Source organism: Variovorax sp. 10L421, from assembly GCF_056395365.1.
Genome location: NZ_JBFTJJ010000026.1, coordinates 1 through 20,077, shown reverse-complemented (window position 1 = coordinate 20,077; position 20,077 = coordinate 1). Strand labels below are relative to the sequence as shown.

Genomic DNA, 20,077 nt, shown 5'->3' with positions numbered 1-20,077 from the left:
CAAAGCCGGTTCCGCGGCGTCCTGCGAACGGGGTGCGGCAGTCCTGCGCGCCGGCGAGTGACGGAGCCCAGAGATGAGCGGCGACATTCTTCTTTCGGCCAAGGAGCTGAGCGTGCGCTTCGGCGGGGTGCTGGCGGTCAACAAGGTGAGCTTCGATGTGCGGCGTGGCGAGGTGTTCACGCTGATCGGGCCGAACGGGGCGGGCAAGACGACGGTGTTCAACCTGATCAGCCGCATCTACACGCCGACCATGGGGGAGATCACGTGGCATGGCGAGGAGGGCGGCGCCATTGCGCTGACCCAGCAGGCCCCGCATGCGATTGCCGCGCTGGGCATTGCGCGCACCTTCCAGAACATCGAACTGTTCGAGCACGCGACGGTGCTGCACAACCTGCTGATCGGCCGGCACACGCACCGGCAGACGGGGTTCTGGAGCGAGGTGTTCTTCACGCCCGCCACGCGGCTCGCGGAGATCGAGGCGCGCGAGAAGGCGGAGCAGGTGATCGAGCTGCTGGACCTGCAGCACCATCGCGATTCGATGGTGGCGGGATTGCCTTATGGCGTTCGCAAGGTCGTCGAGCTGGCACGTGCGCTGTGCACGGAGCCGAAGCTGCTGCTGCTCGATGAGCCTTCTTCGGGGCTCAATGTGGAAGAGACGGCGGACATGGCGTTCTGGATCCAGGACATCCAGCATGAGCTGGGTGTGTCTGTGCTGATGGTCGAGCACGACATGTCGCTTGTTTCCAAGGTGTCCGACCGGGTGCTGGCGATGAACATGGGCGAGGTGCTGGCTACCGGCTCTCCTCGCGAGGTGCAAGCCGATGCGCGGGTTGTCGAGGCCTATCTCGGGACCGTGGACGACGTGAGCAGCTTGAGGAGGACGGCGGCATGAGCGACGCAGTCCTTCAGCTTCTCAACGTAGAGAGCGCCTACGGTCCGATCAAGGCGATCCGTGGCGTCAGCCTGAAAGTCAGGCAGGGCGAGATCGTGACCGTGCTCGGTTCGAACGGCGCAGGCAAGACGACCATCCTCAAGACCATCTCCGGAATCATCGACCCCCGCAAGGGCAGCATCGAATTCCAGGGCAGGAACATCACTGCCAAGGACCCGGCCCACATCGTCCAGCAGGGGCTGAGCCACGTGCCCGAAGGCCGCGAGGTGTTCCCGCTGCTGTCGGTGAAGGACAACCTGCTGATGGGCGCCTACACCCGCAAGGACCGCGACGGCGTGGCGCGGGACATGGAGACGGTCTACACCTACTTCCCGATCCTGCGCGAGCGGGCCACGCAGGACGCGGGGCTGCTGTCGGGCGGCCAGCAGCAGATGCTCGCCATCTCGCGCGCGATCATGGCCGCGCCGCATCTGATTCTTCTGGACGAACCGAGCCTCGGGCTGAGTCCGAAACTGACGAAAGAGATCTTCGAGATCGTCGTGCGCATCAACCGCGAGCGCGGCACCACCATCCTGCTGGTCGAGCAGAACGCCAACATGGCGCTCAACGCCGCCGACCACGGCTACGTGCTGGAGAACGGCCGCATCGTGATGGAGGACACCTGTGAACGCCTGCGCGAGAAGGAAGACATCAAGGAGTTCTACCTCGGCGTGAAGGACGACGGCGTGCGCGGCGAGCGGCGCTGGAAAAAGAAGAAAACCTGGAGATAGCCGCCATGCAAGGACTCTGGGACCTCGACGCCTTCGCACCCCGGCTCGACGTCGTCGTGCCCGGCGACACCATTCCCGCGATGTTCTGGAACGCCGTGAAGCAGCGCGGCGACAACATCTGGATGCGGCAGAAGGAACTGGGCATCTGGCGCAGCTGGAGCTGGCACCAGACCGCCGACGCGGTGCGCGAGATCGCGGCCGGCCTCCAGTCCATCGGCTTTGCGCCGGGCGAGTGCGCGTCGATCCTGTCCAACACCGTCATCGAATGGGTGCTCGCCGATCTCGCGGTGCTGAGCTGCGGCGGTGTCTCCAATGGCATCTATCCGACCGACGCGGCCTCGCAGGTGCACTACCTTTGCGAAGACTCGGGCACCACCGTGCTCTTCGTGGAAGACGACGAGCAGCTCGACAAGGCGCTCGAGGTGCGCGCCGGCCTGCCGCGCCTGCGCTGCTTGGTCGTGTTCGACATGGAAGGCCTGCGCGACCTCGACGATGCAGCGGTGATGAGCCTCGACGCGCTGCGCGCGCTCGGGCGCCAGCACCTGGCCACCGATCCGCAGGCGGTCGAACGTACGGTTGCCGCCTGCCGCCCTGAAGACCTCGCCATCCTCGTCTACACCTCGGGCACCACCGGCAAGCCCAAGGGCGCCATGCACAGCCATGCCGGGCTCGTGTACACCGCGCGCGGCTACAACACGCTCGTCGCGCAGGACCAGACCGACGAGCGCATGTGCTTCCTGCCGCTGTGCCACATCGCCGAGCGCATGGGCGGCGAGTACTTCGCGATGTACACCGGCGCTATCCTCAACTTCGTCGAGAACCCCGAGACCGTGCCGGAGAACGTGCGCGAGATCGCACCCACGGTGTTCACGGCCGTGCCGCGCGTGTGGGAGAAGTTCTATTCGGGCGTGATGATCGCCCTGAAGGAGGCGAGCCCGCTGCAGCAGGCGGCCTACAGGTGGAGCATCGGCGTGGGCGAGGAGATCGCCAACCGCGTGCTGGCGGGCGAGCCGGTGAGCTCGCCGCTGAAGTTCAGGTTCAGGCTCGCGCGCATGCTCGCGCTGGACAACGCGCGCAAGCTCATCGGCATCCACCGCGCGCGCTTCCTGGTGACGGGCGCGGCGCCCATCTCGCCCGAGCTGGTCAAGTGGTATCTCGCGCTGGGCGTGCCGATGCTGGAGGTGTGGGGCATGACGGAGTCGTGCGGCGCCTCGACCGCGGTGCCGGCCACGCGCATCAAGCCGGGCTCCATCGGCCCGGCCACCGGCTACAACGAGGTGCGCCTCGACCCCGCCACCGGCGAGATCCTGGTGCGCGGCCCCAATGTCTTCATGGGTTACCTCAACCTGCCCGAGAAGACGGCCGAGACCATCGACGCCGACGGCTGGCTGCACACCGGCGACGTGGGCACGATGGACGAGGACGGGTATTTCCGCATCACCGACCGGATGAAAGACATCATCATCACGGCGGGTGGGAAGAACGTGACGCCCAGCGAGCTGGAGAACGAGCTCAAGTTCAGCCCCTACATCACCGATGCCGTGGTCATCGGCGACAAGCGGCCGTACCTCACGGTGATCGTCATGATCGATCAGGAGAACGTCGAGAAGTTTGCGCAGGACCACGACGTGCCGTTCAGCAACTACGAGAGCCTGACGCGCACGAAGGAAGTGCAGGATTTGATCCAGGGCGAGATCGATCGCGTCAACGCCAGGTTCGCGCGCGTCGAGCAGATCAAGAAGTTCTTTCTGCTCGAAACGCAGCTCAGCGCCGAGGACGAGGAGCTCACGCCCACGATGAAGCTCAAGCGCAAGCTGGTGCAGACCAAGTACGCCGGCCGCATCGACGCCATGTACCGCTGACCTCTTTTTTTGCCAACCCGAGGAGACACCGCTATGACGAAGCTCAAGACACTGACGACGCTGGCCGTGCTGGGCCTGATCGCGACGCTCGCATCCGCTCAGCAGCAGGGCGTGAGCAAGGACGAGATCCGCATCGGCACGATCCAGGACCTGTCGGGTCCGCTCGCGGGCTTCGGCAAGCAGGCGCGCAACGGCATGCAGCTGCGCGTGGACGAACTCAACGAGCAGGGCAGCCTCAATGGGCGCAAGCTCAAGCTCTTCGTCGAAGACTCGGGCTACGACCCGAAGAAGGCCGTGCTGGCGGCGCAGAAGCTGGTGAACCAGGAAAAGATATTCATCATGGCCGGCCACATCGGCACGGCGCAGAACATGGCGGCGATGCCGGTGCAGTTCGAGAAGAACATCGTCAACTTCATGCCGATCACCGCAGCGCGCGAAATGTACGAGCCGCTCAATCGGCTGAAGTATTCGTTCGCAGCCACCTACTACGACCAGATCCGCCTGGCCCTGCCCAAGATGATCAAGGAGAAGGGCGCCAAGAAGGTCTGCACCATCTACCAGGACGACGAGTTCGGCCTCGAGGTGCTGCGCGGCGCCGAGGCGGGCCTGAAGACCGCCGGCATGGAGCTGGCCGAGAAGACCTCGTTCAAGCGCGGCGCCACCGACTTCAGCTCGCAGGTCGCCAAGATGAAGGCCGCCAACTGCGACCTCGTGGTGCTCGGCACCATCATCCGCGAGACCATCGGCACCGTGGGCGAGTCGCGCAAGACGGGTTTCAACCCGACCTTCCTGGGCTCGAGCGCGGCCTACACCGACCTGATCCACAAGCTGGGCGGCAAGGCGATGGACGGCATCTACGCCACCATGACGGTGCAGAACCCGTACACCGACGAGCAGTCGCAGCCGCTGCGCTTCTGGGCCAACAAGTACAAGACCAAGTTCAACGAAGACCCGACCGTGTTCTCGGTGTACGGCTACGTGATCATCGATTCGTTCATCAAGGCGGCGACCAAGGCCGGGCCGAACCTCACGACCGACAGCTTCATCAAGGCGATGGACAGCATGACCTTCGAGCCCGACATGTTCGGCAGCCCGAAGAGCAGCTACACCGCCACCAAGCGCCTGGGCAACGATCTGTCGCGCCTGTCGCAGATCAAGGATGGCAAGTGGGTGGTCGTGTCCGACTATGTGACACCATGACCCGGCGCTCCCCCATGCTTCGCGCACTTCGTGTCGCTGCGCACACCCCCTCGCCGGGGGCAACACCTGCGGCCCGGCAAAGCCGGTTCCGCGGTGTTCCGCGATGAAGGTGCGCAGGTTGGCCGGGGTTTATATTCGCGGCGAACTTCTCTGGTGAAGACCCCGCAATGCCACAGTACTGGTTGATGAAATCCGAGCCCGACGAGGTCTCGATCGACGATGCGCTCGCCGCGCCCGGCGCCACCGTGGCCTGGACCGGCGTGCGCAACTATCAGGCACGCAACTTCATGCGCGATGGCATGAAGGTCGGCGACGGCGTGTTGTTCTATCACTCGAGCTGCCCGGAGCCCGGCATCGCGGGCATTGCGCGCGTGGCCTCGGGCATCAAGCCCGACCCGACGCAGTTCGATCCGAAGTCGCCCTACTACGACGCGGCCTCGAAGAAGGACGATCCGCGCTGGCTGCTGGTGGATGTGCAGGCGCTGCGCAAGACGCGGCTGCTCTCGCTGCCCGAGCTGCGCGCCAGGCCCGAGCTGGCCGACCTGGTCGTGCTGCGCAAGGGCAACCGGCTGTCGATCACGCCGGTCGAACCCGCGCACTGGCGGATCATCGAGAAGATGCTGGGCTGAATGAATCAGCCCACGCGCTGCAGGATCGGAAACAGCTTCCCCAGCCCATCGGCCATCACCTCTACCGCGAGCGCAGCGAGGATCAGCCCCATGAGCCGCGTCATGATGTTGATGCCCGTCTTGCCGAGCACGCGCGCAATGGGTTGCGCGAGCGAGAAGGCCACCGCGGTGGCCAGCGCGACCACCACGCCGTAGCCGACCAGCACCGCGAGTTCCCACAGGTGCTGCGTCTTGTCCGCGTAGATGACCACGGTGGAAATGGTGGCCGGCCCGGTGAGCAGCGGAATGGTGAGCGGCACCACCGCGATGGACGCGCCCATGGAGGCCTTCACTTCGGTGGCGCGCAGCTCCTCGACGTTGGTCTTGCTCTCGGCCGGCTTGGCATTCAGCATCGACAGCGAGCTCATGAGCAGCAGCAGGCCGCCGCCGACCTGGAAGCTCGCGATCGAGATGCCGAAGAAGGACAGCAGTTGCAGCCCGAGCAGCGCGCTCACCGCGATCACCACGAAAGCGCTGAAGGCCGACATGCGCACCGTGTGGCGGCGCTGCGCATCGCTGTAGCCCTGCGTGTAGTGGATGAAGAACGGCACGATGGCCAGCGGGTTGACGATGGCCACCAGCGTGACCAGCGGCTTGATCAGGTCCATCGAGGTGCTCATGGTCAGCGGCCTCCGGCGACGTCGAGCAGGGCCATGGTGGTGTAGCTGGCCTCGGCGGACAGCAGCCACAGGATGGCGCCCGCGATTTCCTCTGCGCTGCCGGTGCGCTGCATGGGCACGGTGGGCGCGAGATCGAAGGCGCGGTCCGGCATGCCGCCCGAGGCGTGGATCTCGGTATCGATCAGTCCGGGGCGCACTGCGTTCACGCGGATGCCTTCGGCCGCCACTTCCTTGGCCAGCCCGATGGTGAAGGTGTCGATGGCGCCCTTGCTCGCGGCGTAGTCGACGTACTGGTCGGGCGAGCCCAGCCGCGCGGCGGCGCTGGAGATGTTGACGATGGCGCCGCCCGCGCCGCCGTAGCGCGTGCTCATGCGCCGCACGGCCTCGCGCGCGCAGATGAAGCTGCCGATCACGTTGATGCGGAACATGCGCTCCAGCCGGGCCACGCTCATCTCGTCGACGCGTGCCTGCACGTCGACCACGCCGGCGTTGTTGACCAGCGCCGTCAGCCGGCCGAACCTCGCGTCGACCTTCTGGAACATGGCGAGTACCTGCGCCTCGTCGCCCACGTCGGCCTGCACGGCCATGGCGGTGCCGCCGCCCGCGCGGATGGTGCGCACCACCTCGTCGGCGGCCAGAGAGTTGCTGGCGTAGTTGACGGCCACCGCGTAGCCGCGCTGCGCGGCGAGCACGGCGGTGGCGGCGCCGATGCCGCGCCCGCCGCCCGTGATCAAGAGCACTTGGTCCAAAACCTACCTCCTGCAGAGAAACTGCGTGTCAGTTAAAACCGTTGGCTTGGATTACATCATCGGGGGCACGCGCATGAGCACCAACAGAACCATCGACTACTACTTTGCGCCACAGAGCCCATGGACTTATCTGGGGCATTCCCGCTTCGCGGCGATTGCCGCGGCCGCCGGTGCCGCGGTGCGCGTACGGCCCATCGACATGGGCAGCGTGTTCCCTGTGTCGGGCGGGTTGCCGCTGGGCAAACGCGCACCGCAGCGCCAGGCGTACCGGCTGGTCGACCTGGCGCGCTTCTCGCGCCACCTCGGCCTGCCGCTGAACACCAGGCCGAAGTTCTTTCCCGTGGCCAGCGACGATGCGGCCCGGCTCATCATCGCGGTCGACATGCACGACGGCACCGAGGCAGCCATGCGCATGTGCGCGGCGGTGTTCGCGGCCGTGTGGGTGCAGGAGCGCAACATCGGCGATCCGAAGGTGCTCGATTCGCTGGTCATCGAATGCGGGCTGTCGCCCAAGCGCGCCGAGCAGTCTCAGAGCCAGGCGGTGCAGGAGCGCTACGAGGCCTACACGCAGGAGGCCATCGACATCCAGGTGTTCGGCGCGCCGAGCTACGTGATCGACGGCGAGATCTTCTGGGGCCAGGACCGCCTCGACTTTGTCGAGCGAGCGCTGCGCCCTTGACCCCCGGCATTCATTCATTCATTCATTCATTCATTCATTCATTCATTCATCTATTTGCCATCAAGGAGCAAGACAACATGGGTCAATTCATCGATCTCAAGGCCAAGGACGGCTTCATCTTCCCCGCCTACGTGGCCGAGCCGGCGGGCAAGCCGCGCGGCGCGGTGGTCGTGGTGCAGGAAATCTTCGGCGTCAACTCGCACATCCGCGCGGTGGCTGACGGCTACGCGGCGGAGGGTTACCTCGCCGTGGCGCCGTCGACCTTCCACCGCGTCAAGCCGGGCGTGGAGCTGGGCTATTCGGACGACGACATGAAGAACGGCTTCGGCCTGAAAACCGCGGTCGAGGCGCTGCCGGCGCCGGGCGTGCTGCAGGACATCGAGGCGTCCATCGCCTACGCGTCGAAGGCCGGCAAGGTCGGCATCGTCGGCTACTGCTGGGGCGGCCTGCTGGTGTGGCGCGCAGCGGCGCTGCTGCCGGGCCTGGCGGCAGCGGCACCCTACTACGGCGGTGGCATGACCACGCCCGAGGAAACGGCACGCCAGCCCAAGGTGCCGGTGCTCGCGCATTTCGGCAACCAGGACCACTGGATTCCGCTGGACACCGTCGAGTCGTTCAAGAAGGCGCATCCGGAGGTGGAAGTGCACGTGTACCCGGTCGGCCACGGCTTCAACTGCGACCAGCGCGGCTCCTACGACGCCGACGCGGCAAAGCTCGCGCGGGAACGCACGCTGGCGTTCTTTGCGAAGCACGTCGGCTGAAGCAGCGCCTCGGCGCCCTTACTTGCTTCTTTGCGCCGATTCAGGACCCACTCGCGTCTGCAGGAAGTCGAGCAGCGCGCGCAGCGCGGCGCTGTTGTGGCGCCGCTGCAGGTAGGCGGCCGACAGCCACATGTCCTTGCGCGCGTAGTCCTGCAGCACGGGCACGAGTTCGCCCTGGTCGAGGTGCGACTGCACGAGGATCGACGGCAGGTAGATCACGCCGAAGCCGTGCATCGCCACGCGGATCAGCGGCGCAGCCTCGGTGCAGTCCATGCGGCTCTTGACCTGCACGTCGAGCGGCGTGCCGTTCTCGTCGAAGCGCCACACCGGCTGCTGGCCCAGCAGCGAGAAGGTGAGGGCGTCGTGGCCAGACAGGTCGCGCGGATGCTCGGGCTTGCCGTGCTTCTTCCAGTAGATCGGCGAGGCGCAGACCACCATGTTCATCAGACGCAGCTTGCGCACGATGAGGTTGGCGTCTTCCACCGGGCCGCTGCGCAGTTCGACGTCGATGCCTTCCTCGGCGAGGTCGACGGTGCGGTTGGTCAGCTGCAGGCTGATCGTCACGTCGGGGTAGTAGCGCATGAAGTCGGCCAGCAGGTTCGGAAACTCGCCGTTGCCCATGCCGTGCGGCGCCGAGATGCGCAGCCGGCCGCCGGGCTGGCTGGCGCGGTCCTGCAGTTCCGACTGGGTGAGCTCGACCATCTCGAGCACCGGCGTGCTGCGCTCCAGCAGCAGCTGGCCGGCGTCGGTGAGGCTCACGGAGCGCGTGGAGCGGTTGAGAAGACGCACGCCGAAGCGGGTTTCCAGCTCGGCCACGTACTTGCTGACGGTGGCCTTCGACATGTCGAGCCTCTTGGCTGCCTGGGAAAAACTGCCTTGCGAGGCGACTTCCCGAAAGGTTCTGATCAGGTCGAGACTGTCCATGTGAATAAGCCCATTGTTTCCGTTTTGGGAACGCGATGGTTCGATTCTCCGGGGTTTTTCTTAGCCGGCTCCCGCGACACTGTGGTTCACGTCGACGTTGCCAGCCACGGCTGGGCCGTTCCGGAACCGGCCGCTTTCTTCTACCGGCATGCCTTGATGCTCGCATTGTTTCAATAGAGGAAACACGGTGTCTCTGATCCGAGTGTTCTGGCAGTGCAGTTCGCCCGGAAACTCGCCGCACAGGCAAGCGAACCAGCAAGCCTGGTGGACGAACCATCCGACGAACACACTAGGAGAACTGAACATGAAGACCTCGCAAATCCTCGCCGCTGCCGCCCTGACCCTGCTGGCCGCCGTTGGCGCCCAAGCCGAAACCTACCAAGGCGTGAACACTGCCGTCTCGACCAAGAGCCGCGACGACGTCAACGCCGAAGCCGCACGCACCGCGTCGGCTCCGAACCAGAACGTCGTGCGCGGTTCGCGCGGTGCGGAAACCGTCGCCGTGTCGAAGGACCGCGCGATCGTCGAAGCCGAAGCCGTTCGCACCGCCTACGCTCCCGACCAGAACGTGACTTCGGGTTCGCGCGTCAACAGCAAGGTCATCTCGACGATGGCCAATCCGGCTGACGCACTCCAGGCGCAGCAAGGTTCGGGCGCTATCGCCAAGTAATCGAAGCGGCCCCTCGGGGTTGCCCAAATGCAAAAGGGCCACGCGAAAGCGTGGCCCTTTTGCATTTGCCGCTGATATATAGGGGAGTCAGCGCGTGCGGGCGAGGTAGCGCTTGCGCCAGAAGATCAGCACCAGCAGCACGGCGATGACCAGCATCGACGTCATCGCGATCCAGAAACCGTCGGCCTTGTGCACCAGCGGGATGAACTCGAAGTTCATGCCGAAGATACCCGCGATGAGGTTGAGCGGCAGGAACACGGCAGTGAGCACCGTCAGCACCCGCATGATGTCGTTGGCACGGTGGCCCTGCACGCTGAAGTGCATCTGCACCGCGGTTTCGGCGTTCTGCTCCAGCCGGTGCACGTGGTGCACCACGCGCTCGATGTGCTCGAGCACGTCGCGGCTGCGGATCATGATGAGTTCGCGCTCGCGCCGCTCGGTCTCGCCCTTGGGCACGGGCAGGGTCTCGAGCGAGTCGATCCAGTCCTGCATGGCGGCGCGCTGGTCCTCGCAGATCTCGTCCAGGTGGTGCAGCGACTGGCGCGCTTCCATCAGCGCCCCCCAGTTGGTGAAGCGGCTGCGCGGGTCGATCAGCTCGGTCTGCCAGTGGTCGAGCTGCTTGGTGAGTTCGCGCCGCAGGTCGAGGTAGCCGTCGACGATCTGGTTGATCACGCGCAGCATCAGGTCCGAAGGGCTGGCCGGCACGCGCGACGAAGTGGCGCGCACGTCGAGTGCTGGCGCGCCGCGGTCGTCGGGCGAGCCGGCCGCCAGCAGCCGCGCGGCGAAGGCGTCGCGCACCGCGCCGTCTTCCGGGTGCACCGACAGCAGCACGCGGTCGAACGCCGCGAAGCCGACCGGACGGGTGTCGACGCGGCGCAGCACGGGCGGGCCGCTGCGGGGCAGGCGCGGCGCCGCGCCACCCGCCGGGGCCTCCTGGCCCTGCCCGTTCCCGTTGGCAAGGCGCCGGAACACCAGCACGTCGTATTGGGACGTGTAGTCGTAGTGTGAAGGCAGCTGATCGTTGAGCAGGTCGGCCACGTGCAGGTCGACCAGCTGCGTGAGACACAAGGTCTGCAGGATCTGCTGCACCTCGGCCAGCGAAGCCCGGAATTCCTCGCGCGTGAGCGAGATCCACAGGTAGCCGCCTGCGCCGCACGCGCCCGGCACGGTCAACGGCGTCAGTGCGGAGTGCTCGCTGACCTGCGAGCGATTGATTTCGAAGATGCGCATGCCGGTGCGCGCTACTTCTGGAGCAGGCGCGCGGCGTCGAGCGCGAAGTACGTCAGCACGCCGTCGGCGCCGGCGCGCTTGAAGGCCAGCAGGCTTTCGAGCACCACGGCGTCGTGGTCGAGCCAGCCGTTCTGGGCGGCCGCCTTGAGCATCGCGTACTCGCCGCTCACCTGGTAGGCGAAGGTCGGCACGTGGAACTGGTCCTTCACGCGGCGCACGATGTCGAGGTAGGGCATGCCGGGCTTCACCATCACCATGTCGGCGCCCTCGGCGATGTCGATGGCCACTTCGCGCAGGGCCTCGTCGCTGTTGCCGGGGTCCATCTGGTAGACCTTCTTGTTGCTCTTGCCGAGCGTGGCGGCCGAGCCCACGGCGTCGCGGAAGGGGCCGTAGAAGGCGCTGGCGTACTTGGCGCTGTAGGCCATGATGCGCGTGTGCACGTCGCCGCGGGCCTCGAGCGCGGCGCGGATGGCGCCGATTCGGCCGTCCATCATGTCGCTGGGCGCCACAATGTCGACGCCGGCTTGCGATTGTGTGAGCGCCTGCTTCACCAGCACTTCAACGGTCGCATCGTTGAGGATGTAGCCGGTGTCGTCGAGCAGGCCGTCCTGGCCGTGGCTGGTGTAGGGGTCGAGCGCGACATCGGTCATCACGCCCAGTTCGGGGAAGCGCGCCTTGAGGGTGGCCACCACGCGGGGAATCAGCCCGTCGGGATTGAAGGCCTCGTCGCCGTTGGGTGTCTTGAGGCTGGCGTCGATCACCGGGAACAGCGCCATCGCCGGGATGCCGGCGGCGACGCACTGCTCGGCCACGGGCAAGAGCAGGTCGAGGCTCAGGCGGTCCACGCCGGGCATCGAAGGCACGGCATCGCGGCGTTTTTCGCCTTCCTGCACGAACACCGGGTAGATCAGGTCGTTGGCCGTCAGCGCGTGCTCCCGCACGAGGTTGCGGGTGAAGGCATCGCGGCGCAGGCGCCGCGGCCGCCCGGCGGGGAACATGGCCAAGGGGGAAGATGATGACGTCATATATCCAAAATTGTGCCTGAAGCGACATTTCGCCGCGTCCGTTCGAAGGAGGCGGTTGTCTGACAACTACGGAAAATCGTAGAACCAAGGTTCTAAATTTTTTGCCTTAAATGTCAAAGAAAGTGCCTCAGTCGCTTGAAACCTTGTTTCGTCTTTGTTAAATTCTGAAGCGGGCGGCTTGCCGCTCCCCGCTTTTCCTCCCTGAGCGGGTGCCTTGATGTGTGACAGCAAAAGGGCTTCCCAGCCCGGCGTGAAGACGTCGGGCTTTTTTTTGCCCGCCGTGCGGAGGCACTGCCGCAAAACCCCGGGGCCGGCGAGAGGGCGCCACTAAACTGCCGCCATGCTCTGGGTCAAATCTCTTCACATCGTCTTCATTGCAAGCTGGTTCGCGGGGTTGTTCTACCTGCCCCGGATCTTCGTCAATCTGGCGATGGTGCCGCCCGAGTCGGTGGCCGAGCGTGAACGGCTGCTGCTGATGGCGCGCAAGCTGATGCGGTTCACGACTTTCCTGGCAGTTCCGGCGCTCGGCTTCGGCCTGTGGCTCTGGCTGGGCTACGGCATCGGGCGTGGCCCGGGCAACGGGTGGATGCATGCCAAGCTGGCGCTGGTGCTGGTGGCCATCGGCTACCACCATGGCTGCTGCGTGCTGCTGCGCCGCTTCGTGGCGGGCGAGAACCGGCGTAACGACCGCTGGTTCCGCTGGTTCAACGAACTGCCGGTGCTGCTGCTGCTGGGTATCGTGATCCTGGTGGTCGTCAAGCCGTTCTGAAGCCCGGTGCACATGGTGGAGAGGCCGCACAAGTCAACCGCGCTCCCCCTGGCGCTCGCCTATGCAGCGCTGATCGTCTACGCCAGCCTCTATCCGTTCGCCGACTGGCGCGACCAGGGGATCGCGCCCTGGGCCTACCTGTCGGCGCCCTGGCCCAAGTACTGGACGGGTTTCGACTTCGCCGTCAACGTGGTGGGCTACATGCCCTTCGGATTCCTCTGCGCCCTGGCGGCACTGCGCACGGGCCGGACTGCTGCCGTCTGGCATGCCGTGCTGCGAGCCGTCATAGCGGGTGCGGCGATCGCCTTCGCCATGGAGACGCTGCAGAGCTATCTGCCTGCGCGCATCCCTTCCAATGTGGACCTGGGGCTCAACACGACCGGCACCGTTCTCGGCGCGGTGCTGGCGGCGGGGCTGGAGCGGCTGGGCGCGGTTGCGCACTGGAGCCGCGCGCGTTCGCAGTGGTTCGTCGAGGAGTCGCGCGGCGCGCTGGTGCTGCTCGCGCTGTGGCCTTTCGCGCTGCTGTTTCCGGCCGCCGTCACCTTCGGGCTCGGGCAGGTGTTCGAGCGGCTCGAAGTGGCGATCTCCGAATGGCTGCTCGACACGCCCTTCATCGACTGGCTGCCGCTGCGGCAGTTCGAACTCGAACCGCTGGTGCCCGCGGTGGAACTGCTGTGCGTGATGCTCGGCGCGCTGGTGCCGTGCCTGCTGGGCTACCTGGTGGCGCGCTCCGTGGCCCAGCGCGCGGTCCTGCTGCCGCTGACGCTGCTGACCGGCGTCGCGGCCTCGGCGCTGTCGGCGGCATTGAGCTACGGGCCCGAGCACGCATGGGCATGGCTGGACCTGCCGGTGCAGGTCGGCATCGCCGCGGCCTTGTTCGCTGGCGTGTTGCTGCTTTTCGCGCCGCGCCGCCTCTGCGCGGCACTGCTGCTGGTGGGGCTCGTGCTGCAGCTGAGCCTGCTGAACCAGGCGCCCGAGAGCGCGTACTTCGCCCAGACCTTGGCCACTTGGGAGCAGGGGCGCTTCATCCGCTTCCACGGACTGGCGCAGTGGCTCGGCTGGACTTGGCCATTCGCCGTGCTGGCGTATGTGGTGGCCGCCTTGTCGCGGCGGAGCCGGCCTGCCGCCGTTGCGACGGTCTGAGCGTCCGGGCCACGACGCCGGGAGGCGGTCACTAAAATCTGCCGATGCCCAGTTCCTCTCCCGCCAAGCCGTCCGGCTATTACGGTCGCCACATCTTCTTCTGCCTCAACGAGCGCAAGAACGGCGAAGACTCCTGCGCCATGCACAACGCGCAGGAGGGCTTCGATCGCTGCAAGGCGAAGGTCAAGGAGCAGGGGCTCGCAGGGCCTGGCAAGGTGCGCGTCAACAAGGCCGGCTGCCTCGACCGCTGCGCGGGCGGGCCGGTGGCCGTGGTGTACCCCGAAGCCGTCTGGTACACCTTCGTCGACAGCGAGGACATCGACGAAATCGTCGAGTCGCACCTGAAGAACGGCCAGGTCGTCGAGCGGCTGGTGCTGCCTCCCGATGTCGGACGCTGAACTTTTCCACCGGCTCTCCGCTCGTACCCTGCGCCAATGAACTCCCAGACCGAAAAGATCAGCCTCCAGGGCGCCGCCGGCGCGATCGAGGTTCAACGCGACCAGCCTGCCGGTGTTGCGCGCGGCATTGCCGTGATCGCCCATCCGCACCCGCTGTTCGGCGGCACGATGGACAACAAGGTGGTGCAGACGCTGGCGCGCGCTTTCGTCGCCTGCGGCTGGACCACGGTGCGCTTCAACTTCCGCGGCGTGGGTGCCAGCGAAGGCGTGCACGACGAGGGACGCGGTGAGCTGGACGACATGCTGAATGTCGTGGGCCAGCTGGCGTCCGAAGGTCCGTTGGCGATCGCCGGCTTTTCCTTCGGTGCTTTCGTCGCGAGCGGCGCCGCCGCAAGACTCTGGGCCGAACGCGACATCCGGCAGATCGTGCTGGTGGGCACGGCCGCCGCGCGCAACACCGTGGCCACGCTGCCGGCCGAGGCGCACGAGCGCATGCTGGTGGTTCATGGCGAAGCCGACGACACCGTGGCGCTCTCCGCCGTGATGGACTGGGCGCGGCCCCAGTCACTTCCTGTCACAGTCGTCCCCGGGGGCGGCCATTTCTTTCACGGACAATTGCCGCTGCTCAAAAGTCTCGTGGTCCGCCATCTGCGCGCGGACATCGCGTGAAAGCCTCGCAGGCTTGTTTTCGTCTCTTTCCGAACTCCCCATGAATCGTTTTCTTGGCGCGCTCCGCGCGCTGGTCCTTACCGCCGCTGCATCCGTCAGCCTGATCGCCGTCGCCCAGGTGCCGACGCCGCCCGAAATTGCCGCGCGCAGCTACCTGCTGCTCGACGTGACCGCGAACCAGATCCTGGCGCAGAAGGACATCGACAGCCCGGTCGAGCCGGCTTCGCTCACCAAGCTGATGTCGGCCTACGTGGTGTTCGACGCGCTGCGCGCCAAGAAGATCACGCTGACCCAGACGATGCCGGTCAGCCCGCGCGCATGGAAGATGCCCGGCTCGCGCATGTTCATCGACCCCAAGATGCAGGTGCCGGTGGAAGACCTGATCAAGGGCCTGATCGTGCAGTCCGGCAACGACGCCACGGTGGCGCTGGCCGAGGGCGTCGGCGGCACGGTGGAGCACTTCGTCGAAATGATGAACGCCCAGGCCAAGGCCCTGGGCATGAAGAACACCAGCTACAAGAACCCCGAAGGCCTGACGGCCCCCGGTCACACCACGACGGCCCGCGACCTGAGCATCCTGGCGACCCGCCTGGTGCGCGACTTCCCCGAGGAAGCCAAGTACTACGCCATCAAGAAGTACCGCTATCCGGGCACCCCGTCGACCAACGACACCAACCGAAACCTGCTGCTGTTCCGCGACCCGACCGTCGACGGCCTGAAGACCGGCCACACCGAAGCGGCCGGCTACTGCATGATCGCCACCGCCAAGCGCGACTTCCCGAACCTGACCGGTGGGCGCCGCCTGCTGTCGATCGTGCTGGGCACCACCGGCGAGACCGTGCGCGCCAACGAGTCGCAGAAGCTGCTGAACTGGGGTTACACGGCCTACGACGCGGTCCGCCTGTTCGACGCAGGCCAGCCGGCTGCCACTCCGGCCGTCTGGAAGGGCAAGGCCAACATCCTGAAGCTGGGCCGTCCGGAGGCCATCGTGGTCGCGGTGCCGGCCGGCACTGCCGCCAAGATCAAGACCCAGGTGTCGCGCCCCGATCCGCTGGTGGCTCCGTTCGCCAAGTACCAGCCCGTCGGTTCGCTCAAGGTCACCCTGGACGACCAGCCGGTCGCGGATGTGCCGCTGGTCGCCCTGGAGCCCGTCGAGCAGGCAGGGATATTCGGCCGCGCCTGGGATGCCGTGCGGCTCTGGATCAAGTAAATCGGTGGGATTGCAAGGCCGTCGGCGGCCAGCTGCCGCGGCTGACCTTGCCGTTTCATGCTCGTTTGCTATACTCGTGGGCTTTTCGGAAATTTCCGAAGGGTTTCACGTTTTCGTTATTCCCGGCTTCCCTGCCTTGCGTCACGACAAGGACAAGGACGGTTTCACAGCCAAGGCCGGGGCGTTTTGGGACTAATTCATTCATGCCAACCATCAATCAACTGGTGCGTCAGGGTCGAACGGTCGAAAAGATCAATTCGAAGAGCCCTGCCATGCAGAACTCGCCGCAACGTCGCGGTGTCTGCACCCGCGTCTACACCACGACGCCAAAGAAGCCCAACTCGGCGCTTCGTAAAGTTGCCAAGGTCCGTCTGACCAATGGCTTCGAAGTCATCTCCTACATCGGCGGCGAAGGCCACAACCTGCAGGAACACAGCGTCGTGCTGGTTCGCGGCGGCCGTGTCAAGGACTTGCCCGGTGTGCGTTACCACATCGTGCGCGGTTCGCTCGACCTGCAAGGCGTGAAAGACCGCAAGCAGTCGCGTTCCAAGTACGGCGCGAAGCGTCCCAAGAAGGCTTAAGCCTTCCTGTTGTAAAAAACAAGCGGTGTTCGATGGCCTTGGCGGGCTTGTCGAACGAAGTGACCCAATCCCGGGTCGAGTAAGTGAGAGTCCTGACTGGCTCTCGCGGTATCGGAAACGATGCCAACTGAAGCAAAGAGGTTAGAAAAATGCCACGTCGTCGCGAAGTCCCCAAACGTGAAATCCTGCCGGATCCCAAGTACGGCAATGTCGAGCTGTCCAAATTCATGAACGTGATCATGGAAGGCGGCAAGAAGGCTGTTGCCGAGCGCATCATCTACGGTGCCCTCGACTTCATCGAAAAGAAGAACCCGGACAAGGACCCTCTCGAGGCTTTCACCGTTGCCATCAACAATGTGAAGCCGATGGTCGAAGTGAAGTCGCGCCGCGTTGGCGGTGCGAACTACCAGGTGCCGGTCGAAGTCCGTCCCGTCCGTCGCCTCGCCCTGTCGATGCGCTGGATCAAGGAAGCTGCCCGCAAGCGCGGTGAGAAGTCGATGGCCCTGCGTCTGGCCAACGAACTGATGGAAGCCACGGAAGGCCGTGGCGGCGCCATGAAGAAGCGCGACGAAGTGCACCGCATGGCAGAAGCCAACCGCGCATTCAGCCACTTCCGCTTCTAAAAATCAGACACAGCTTGGGCGTTGGATCTTGAGTGTCGGGCGATGTCGTCCGTACTCGAGAACCAGCGCTCAACGCATTTAACCCGAAAGTAAATCATGTCCCGCAAGACCCCCATCGAGCGCTACCGCAACATCGGTATCTCCGCGCACATTGACGCTGGCAAGACCACGACGACCGAACGTATCCTGTTCTACACCGGTGTGAACCACAAGATCGGTGAAGTGCACGACGGTGCCGCCACGATGGACTGGATGGAGCAAGAGCAAGAGCGTGGCATCACGATCACCTCGGCTGCCACCACCTGCTTCTGGAAGGGCATGGCTGGCAAGTTCGAAGAACACCGCATCAACATCATCGACACCCCCGGCCACGTGGACTTCACCATTGAAGTCGAGCGCTCGATGCGCGTGCTGGACGGCGCCGTCATGGTGTACGACGCCGTCGGCGGCGTGCAGCCCCAGTCGGAAACCGTCTGGCGCCAGGCCAACAAGTACAAGGTGCCCCGCCTCGCGTTCGTCAACAAGATGGACCGCACCGGCGCCGACTTCCTGCGCGTGCGCCAGATGATGGTCGACCGCCTGAAGGCCAACCCCGTCGTGATCCAGATCCCGATCGGTGCCGAAGAGCACTTCCAGGGCATCGTCGACCTCGTGAAGATGAAGGCCATCATCTGGGACGAAGACAAGGGCGTGACCTTCACCTACGGTGACATCCCCGCGAACCTGACCGATGTCTGCAACGAATACCGCGAAAAGCTCGTCGAAGCGGCTGCCGAAGCCAGCGAAGAGCTGATGAACAAGTACCTCGAAGGCAACGAGCTGACCGAGGAAGAAATCAAGAAGGCCATCCGCCAGCGCACCATCGCCGGCGAAATCCAGCCGATGCTGTGCGGCTCGGCCTTCAAGAACAAGGGCGTGCAGGCGATGCTCGACGCCGTCGTCGAATACATGCCGGCACCGACCGACATTCCGCCCGTCAACGGCACCGACGAAGACGAAGCGCCCGTCACCCGCAAGGCCGACGACAACGAGAAGTTCTCGGCCCTGGCATTCAAGCTGATGACCGACCCGTTCGTGGGCCAGCTGACCTTCGTGCGCGTCTACTCCGGCGTGCTGACCAAGGGCGACAGCGTCTACAACCCGGTGCGCGGCAAGAAGGAACGTATCGGCCGTATCGTGCAGATGCACGCGAACAACCGCGAAGAAGTCAATGAAATCCGCGCCGGTGACATCGCCGCCTGCGTGGGCCTGAAGGAAGTGACCACGGGCGAAACCCTGTGCGATCCCGCAGCCGTCGTGACGCTCGAGCGCATGGTGTTCCCGGAATCGGTGATCTCGCAGGCCGTCGAACCCAAGACCAAGGCCGACCAGGAAAAGATGGGCATCGCCCTGCAGCGCCTGGCTCAGGAAGACCCGTCGTTCCGCGTCAAGACCGACGAAGAATCGGGCCAGACCATCATCGCCGGCATGGGCGAGCTCCACCTCGAAATCATCGTGGACCGCATGAAGCGCGAATTCGGCGTGGAAGCGAACGTCGGCAAGCCGCAAGTGGCCTACCGCGAAACGATCCGCAAGACCGTCGAAGAAGCCGAAGGCAAGTTCGTTCGCCAGTCGGGCGGCAAGGGCCAGTACGGTCACGTGATCCTGAAGCTCGAGCCGCAGGAAGCGGGCAAGGGTTTCGAGTTCGTCGACGCCATCAAGGGCGGTGTGGTTCCTCGCGAATACATCCCCGCAGTGGAAAAGGGCGTTGTCGAAGCGCTGACGCAAGGCGTGCTGGCGGGCTACCCCGTCGTCGACGTCAAGGTCACGCTGCACTTCGGTTCGTACCACGACGTGGACTCGAACGAAATGGCGTTCAAGATGGCCGCGATCTTCGGTTTCAAGGAAGGCGCCCGCAAGGCCAGCCCCGTGATCCTGGAGCCGATGATGGCCGTGGAAGTCGAAACGCCCGAAGACTACGCCGGCAACGTGATGGGCGACCTGTCCTCACGCCGCGGCATGGTGCAGGGCATGGACGACATGATCGGTGGCGGCAAGTCCATCAAGGCCGAAGTGCCGCTGTCGGAAATGTTCGGCTACTCGACCACGCTGCGCTCGATGTCACAAGGCCGTGCCACGTACACGATGGAGTTCAAGCACTACGCTGAAGCTCCGCGCAACGTTGCCGAAGCCATCGTGGCTGCTCGCGCAAAGTAAGTTTTCAAGAATGCAGGGCCGCGCAGTGCGTGGCCCTCGTTGTCTGCGATCCGGTGCCGCCACGTTCCCGTGCGAGGCGAACCAGCAATCGGATGCAGACATAAAACCAACACACGGGACATGCTCTTTCAAGGATTGAAAAATGGCAAAAGGTAAATTCACCCGCACCAAGCCGCACGTGAACGTGGGCACGATCGGTCACGTCGACCACGGCAAGACCACGCTGACGGCGGCGATCGCCACGGTGCTGTCGGCCAAGTTCGGCGGCGAAGCCAAGGCCTACGACCAAATCGACGCTGCGCCCGAAGAAAAGGCCCGCGGCATCACGATCAACACCGCGCACGTCGAGTACGAAACGGCCAACCGCCACTACGCACACGTCGACTGCCCCGGCCACGCCGACTACGTGAAGAACATGATCACCGGCGCCGCCCAGAT

At 65.1% G+C, this 20,077-nt stretch carries 22 protein-coding genes; 17 read left to right on the top strand and 5 right to left on the bottom strand.

Going from position 1 to position 20,077, the window contains the following annotated elements; genetic code table 11:
- The first annotated feature begins 73 nt into the window (after positions 1–73).
- The 5 genes from AC1DFC_RS24745 (at position 74) to AC1DFC_RS24725 (ending at position 5,353) form a co-directional block, all read left to right on the top strand.
- Entirely contained in the window at positions 74–892 is an 819-nt protein-coding gene (locus AC1DFC_RS24745) for an ABC transporter ATP-binding protein (protein WP_007829632.1), read from the top strand.
- Positions 889–1,662: an ABC transporter ATP-binding protein gene (locus AC1DFC_RS24740; protein ID WP_007829626.1), complete on the top strand. Its 774-nt coding sequence runs from the start codon at positions 889–891 to the stop codon at positions 1,660–1,662. Before AC1DFC_RS24745 ends, AC1DFC_RS24740 begins: the two co-directional genes overlap by 4 nt.
- Before the next feature lie 5 nt (positions 1,663–1,667).
- On the top strand, positions 1,668–3,524 hold the full coding sequence (locus tag AC1DFC_RS24735) for an AMP-dependent synthetase/ligase (RefSeq protein WP_007829624.1): 1,857 nt from the start codon (positions 1,668–1,670) through the stop codon (positions 3,522–3,524).
- A 33-nt stretch (positions 3,525–3,557) separates the two neighbouring features.
- The gene (locus tag AC1DFC_RS24730) at positions 3,558–4,724 is read left to right on the top strand and encodes an ABC transporter substrate-binding protein (RefSeq protein ID WP_007829622.1); all 1,167 of its coding nucleotides are present in this window, start codon (positions 3,558–3,560) and stop codon (positions 4,722–4,724) included.
- A 167-nt stretch (positions 4,725–4,891) separates the two neighbouring features.
- Positions 4,892–5,353: an EVE domain-containing protein gene (locus AC1DFC_RS24725; RefSeq protein WP_413331664.1), complete on the top strand. Its 462-nt coding sequence runs from the start codon at positions 4,892–4,894 to the stop codon at positions 5,351–5,353.
- A 5-nt stretch (positions 5,354–5,358) separates the two neighbouring features.
- Here AC1DFC_RS24725 and AC1DFC_RS24720 read toward each other — a convergent pair whose 3' ends face one another.
- Positions 5,359–6,012, bottom strand: coding sequence for a MarC family protein (locus AC1DFC_RS24720; protein ID WP_007829619.1), 654 nt, complete (start codon positions 6,010–6,012; stop codon positions 5,359–5,361).
- 2 nt (positions 6,013–6,014) lie between these two features.
- Positions 6,015–6,761 (bottom strand): SDR family oxidoreductase, encoded by a 747-nt coding sequence (locus tag AC1DFC_RS24715; RefSeq protein ID WP_007829617.1) that lies wholly within the window; start codon positions 6,759–6,761, stop codon positions 6,015–6,017.
- A 73-nt stretch (positions 6,762–6,834) separates the two neighbouring features.
- Between AC1DFC_RS24715 and AC1DFC_RS24710 the strand changes: the two genes are divergently transcribed.
- Positions 6,835–7,440, top strand: a complete 606-nt coding sequence (locus tag AC1DFC_RS24710) for a 2-hydroxychromene-2-carboxylate isomerase (RefSeq protein ID WP_007829614.1) — start codon at positions 6,835–6,837, stop codon at positions 7,438–7,440.
- 77 nt (positions 7,441–7,517) lie between these two features.
- The gene (locus AC1DFC_RS24705) at positions 7,518–8,201 is read left to right on the top strand and encodes a dienelactone hydrolase family protein (protein WP_007829612.1); all 684 of its coding nucleotides are present in this window, start codon (positions 7,518–7,520) and stop codon (positions 8,199–8,201) included.
- A gap of 18 nt (positions 8,202–8,219) precedes the next feature.
- On the opposite strand, the gene AC1DFC_RS24700 is transcribed toward AC1DFC_RS24705, so the two are convergent.
- Positions 8,220–9,125, bottom strand: coding sequence for a LysR family transcriptional regulator (locus AC1DFC_RS24700; RefSeq protein ID WP_007829610.1), 906 nt, complete (start codon positions 9,123–9,125; stop codon positions 8,220–8,222).
- A 304-nt stretch (positions 9,126–9,429) separates the two neighbouring features.
- Here AC1DFC_RS24700 and AC1DFC_RS24695 point away from each other — a divergent pair, with 304 nt between their 5' ends.
- Complete coding sequence (locus tag AC1DFC_RS24695) at positions 9,430–9,795, top strand: hypothetical protein (RefSeq protein WP_007829608.1); 366 nt, start codon at positions 9,430–9,432, stop codon at positions 9,793–9,795.
- 87 nt (positions 9,796–9,882) lie between these two features.
- On the opposite strand, the gene AC1DFC_RS24690 is transcribed toward AC1DFC_RS24695, so the two are convergent.
- Together AC1DFC_RS24690 and hemB are read right to left on the bottom strand one after the other, a co-directional pair.
- On the bottom strand, positions 9,883–11,025 hold the full coding sequence (locus tag AC1DFC_RS24690) for a magnesium transporter CorA family protein (protein ID WP_478180164.1): 1,143 nt from the start codon (positions 11,023–11,025) through the stop codon (positions 9,883–9,885).
- A gap of 11 nt (positions 11,026–11,036) precedes the next feature.
- Positions 11,037–12,023: a porphobilinogen synthase gene (gene hemB / locus AC1DFC_RS24685; RefSeq protein WP_478180200.1), complete on the bottom strand. Its 987-nt coding sequence runs from the start codon at positions 12,021–12,023 to the stop codon at positions 11,037–11,039.
- Positions 12,024–12,390: 367 nt separating this feature from the next.
- On the opposite strand from hemB, the gene AC1DFC_RS24680 reads away from it, so the two are divergent.
- The 9 genes from AC1DFC_RS24680 to AC1DFC_RS24640 form a co-directional block, all read left to right on the top strand.
- Positions 12,391–12,819 carry a CopD family protein gene (locus AC1DFC_RS24680; RefSeq protein ID WP_007829602.1) on the top strand — a complete coding sequence of 143 codons (429 nt, stop codon included), beginning with the start codon at positions 12,391–12,393 and terminating at the stop codon, positions 12,817–12,819.
- 12 nt (positions 12,820–12,831) lie between these two features.
- Positions 12,832–13,962, top strand: a complete 1,131-nt coding sequence (locus AC1DFC_RS24675) for a VanZ family protein (RefSeq protein WP_413331663.1) — start codon at positions 12,832–12,834, stop codon at positions 13,960–13,962.
- A 44-nt stretch (positions 13,963–14,006) separates the two neighbouring features.
- On the top strand, positions 14,007–14,360 hold the full coding sequence (locus tag AC1DFC_RS24670) for a (2Fe-2S) ferredoxin domain-containing protein (RefSeq protein ID WP_007829595.1): 354 nt from the start codon (positions 14,007–14,009) through the stop codon (positions 14,358–14,360).
- Positions 14,361–14,396: 36 nt separating this feature from the next.
- Complete coding sequence (locus tag AC1DFC_RS24665) at positions 14,397–15,029, top strand: alpha/beta hydrolase (protein ID WP_007829594.1); 633 nt, start codon at positions 14,397–14,399, stop codon at positions 15,027–15,029.
- A 40-nt stretch (positions 15,030–15,069) separates the two neighbouring features.
- Positions 15,070–16,239: a D-alanyl-D-alanine carboxypeptidase family protein gene (locus AC1DFC_RS24660; protein WP_007829593.1), complete on the top strand. Its 1,170-nt coding sequence runs from the start codon at positions 15,070–15,072 to the stop codon at positions 16,237–16,239.
- A 203-nt stretch (positions 16,240–16,442) separates the two neighbouring features.
- Positions 16,443–16,820, top strand: a complete 378-nt coding sequence (gene rpsL / locus AC1DFC_RS24655; RefSeq protein WP_013543948.1) for a 30S ribosomal protein S12 — start codon at positions 16,443–16,445, stop codon at positions 16,818–16,820.
- A 149-nt stretch (positions 16,821–16,969) separates the two neighbouring features.
- Positions 16,970–17,443, top strand: a complete 474-nt coding sequence (rpsG, locus tag AC1DFC_RS24650; RefSeq protein WP_007829591.1) for a 30S ribosomal protein S7 — start codon at positions 16,970–16,972, stop codon at positions 17,441–17,443.
- A gap of 96 nt (positions 17,444–17,539) precedes the next feature.
- Positions 17,540–19,639: an elongation factor G gene (gene fusA, locus AC1DFC_RS24645; RefSeq protein WP_007829590.1), complete on the top strand. Its 2,100-nt coding sequence runs from the start codon at positions 17,540–17,542 to the stop codon at positions 19,637–19,639.
- A gap of 142 nt (positions 19,640–19,781) precedes the next feature.
- A partial coding sequence (locus AC1DFC_RS24640) for a GTP-binding protein (protein ID WP_478180163.1) occupies positions 19,782–20,077 on the top strand: 296 nt, incomplete at its 3' end.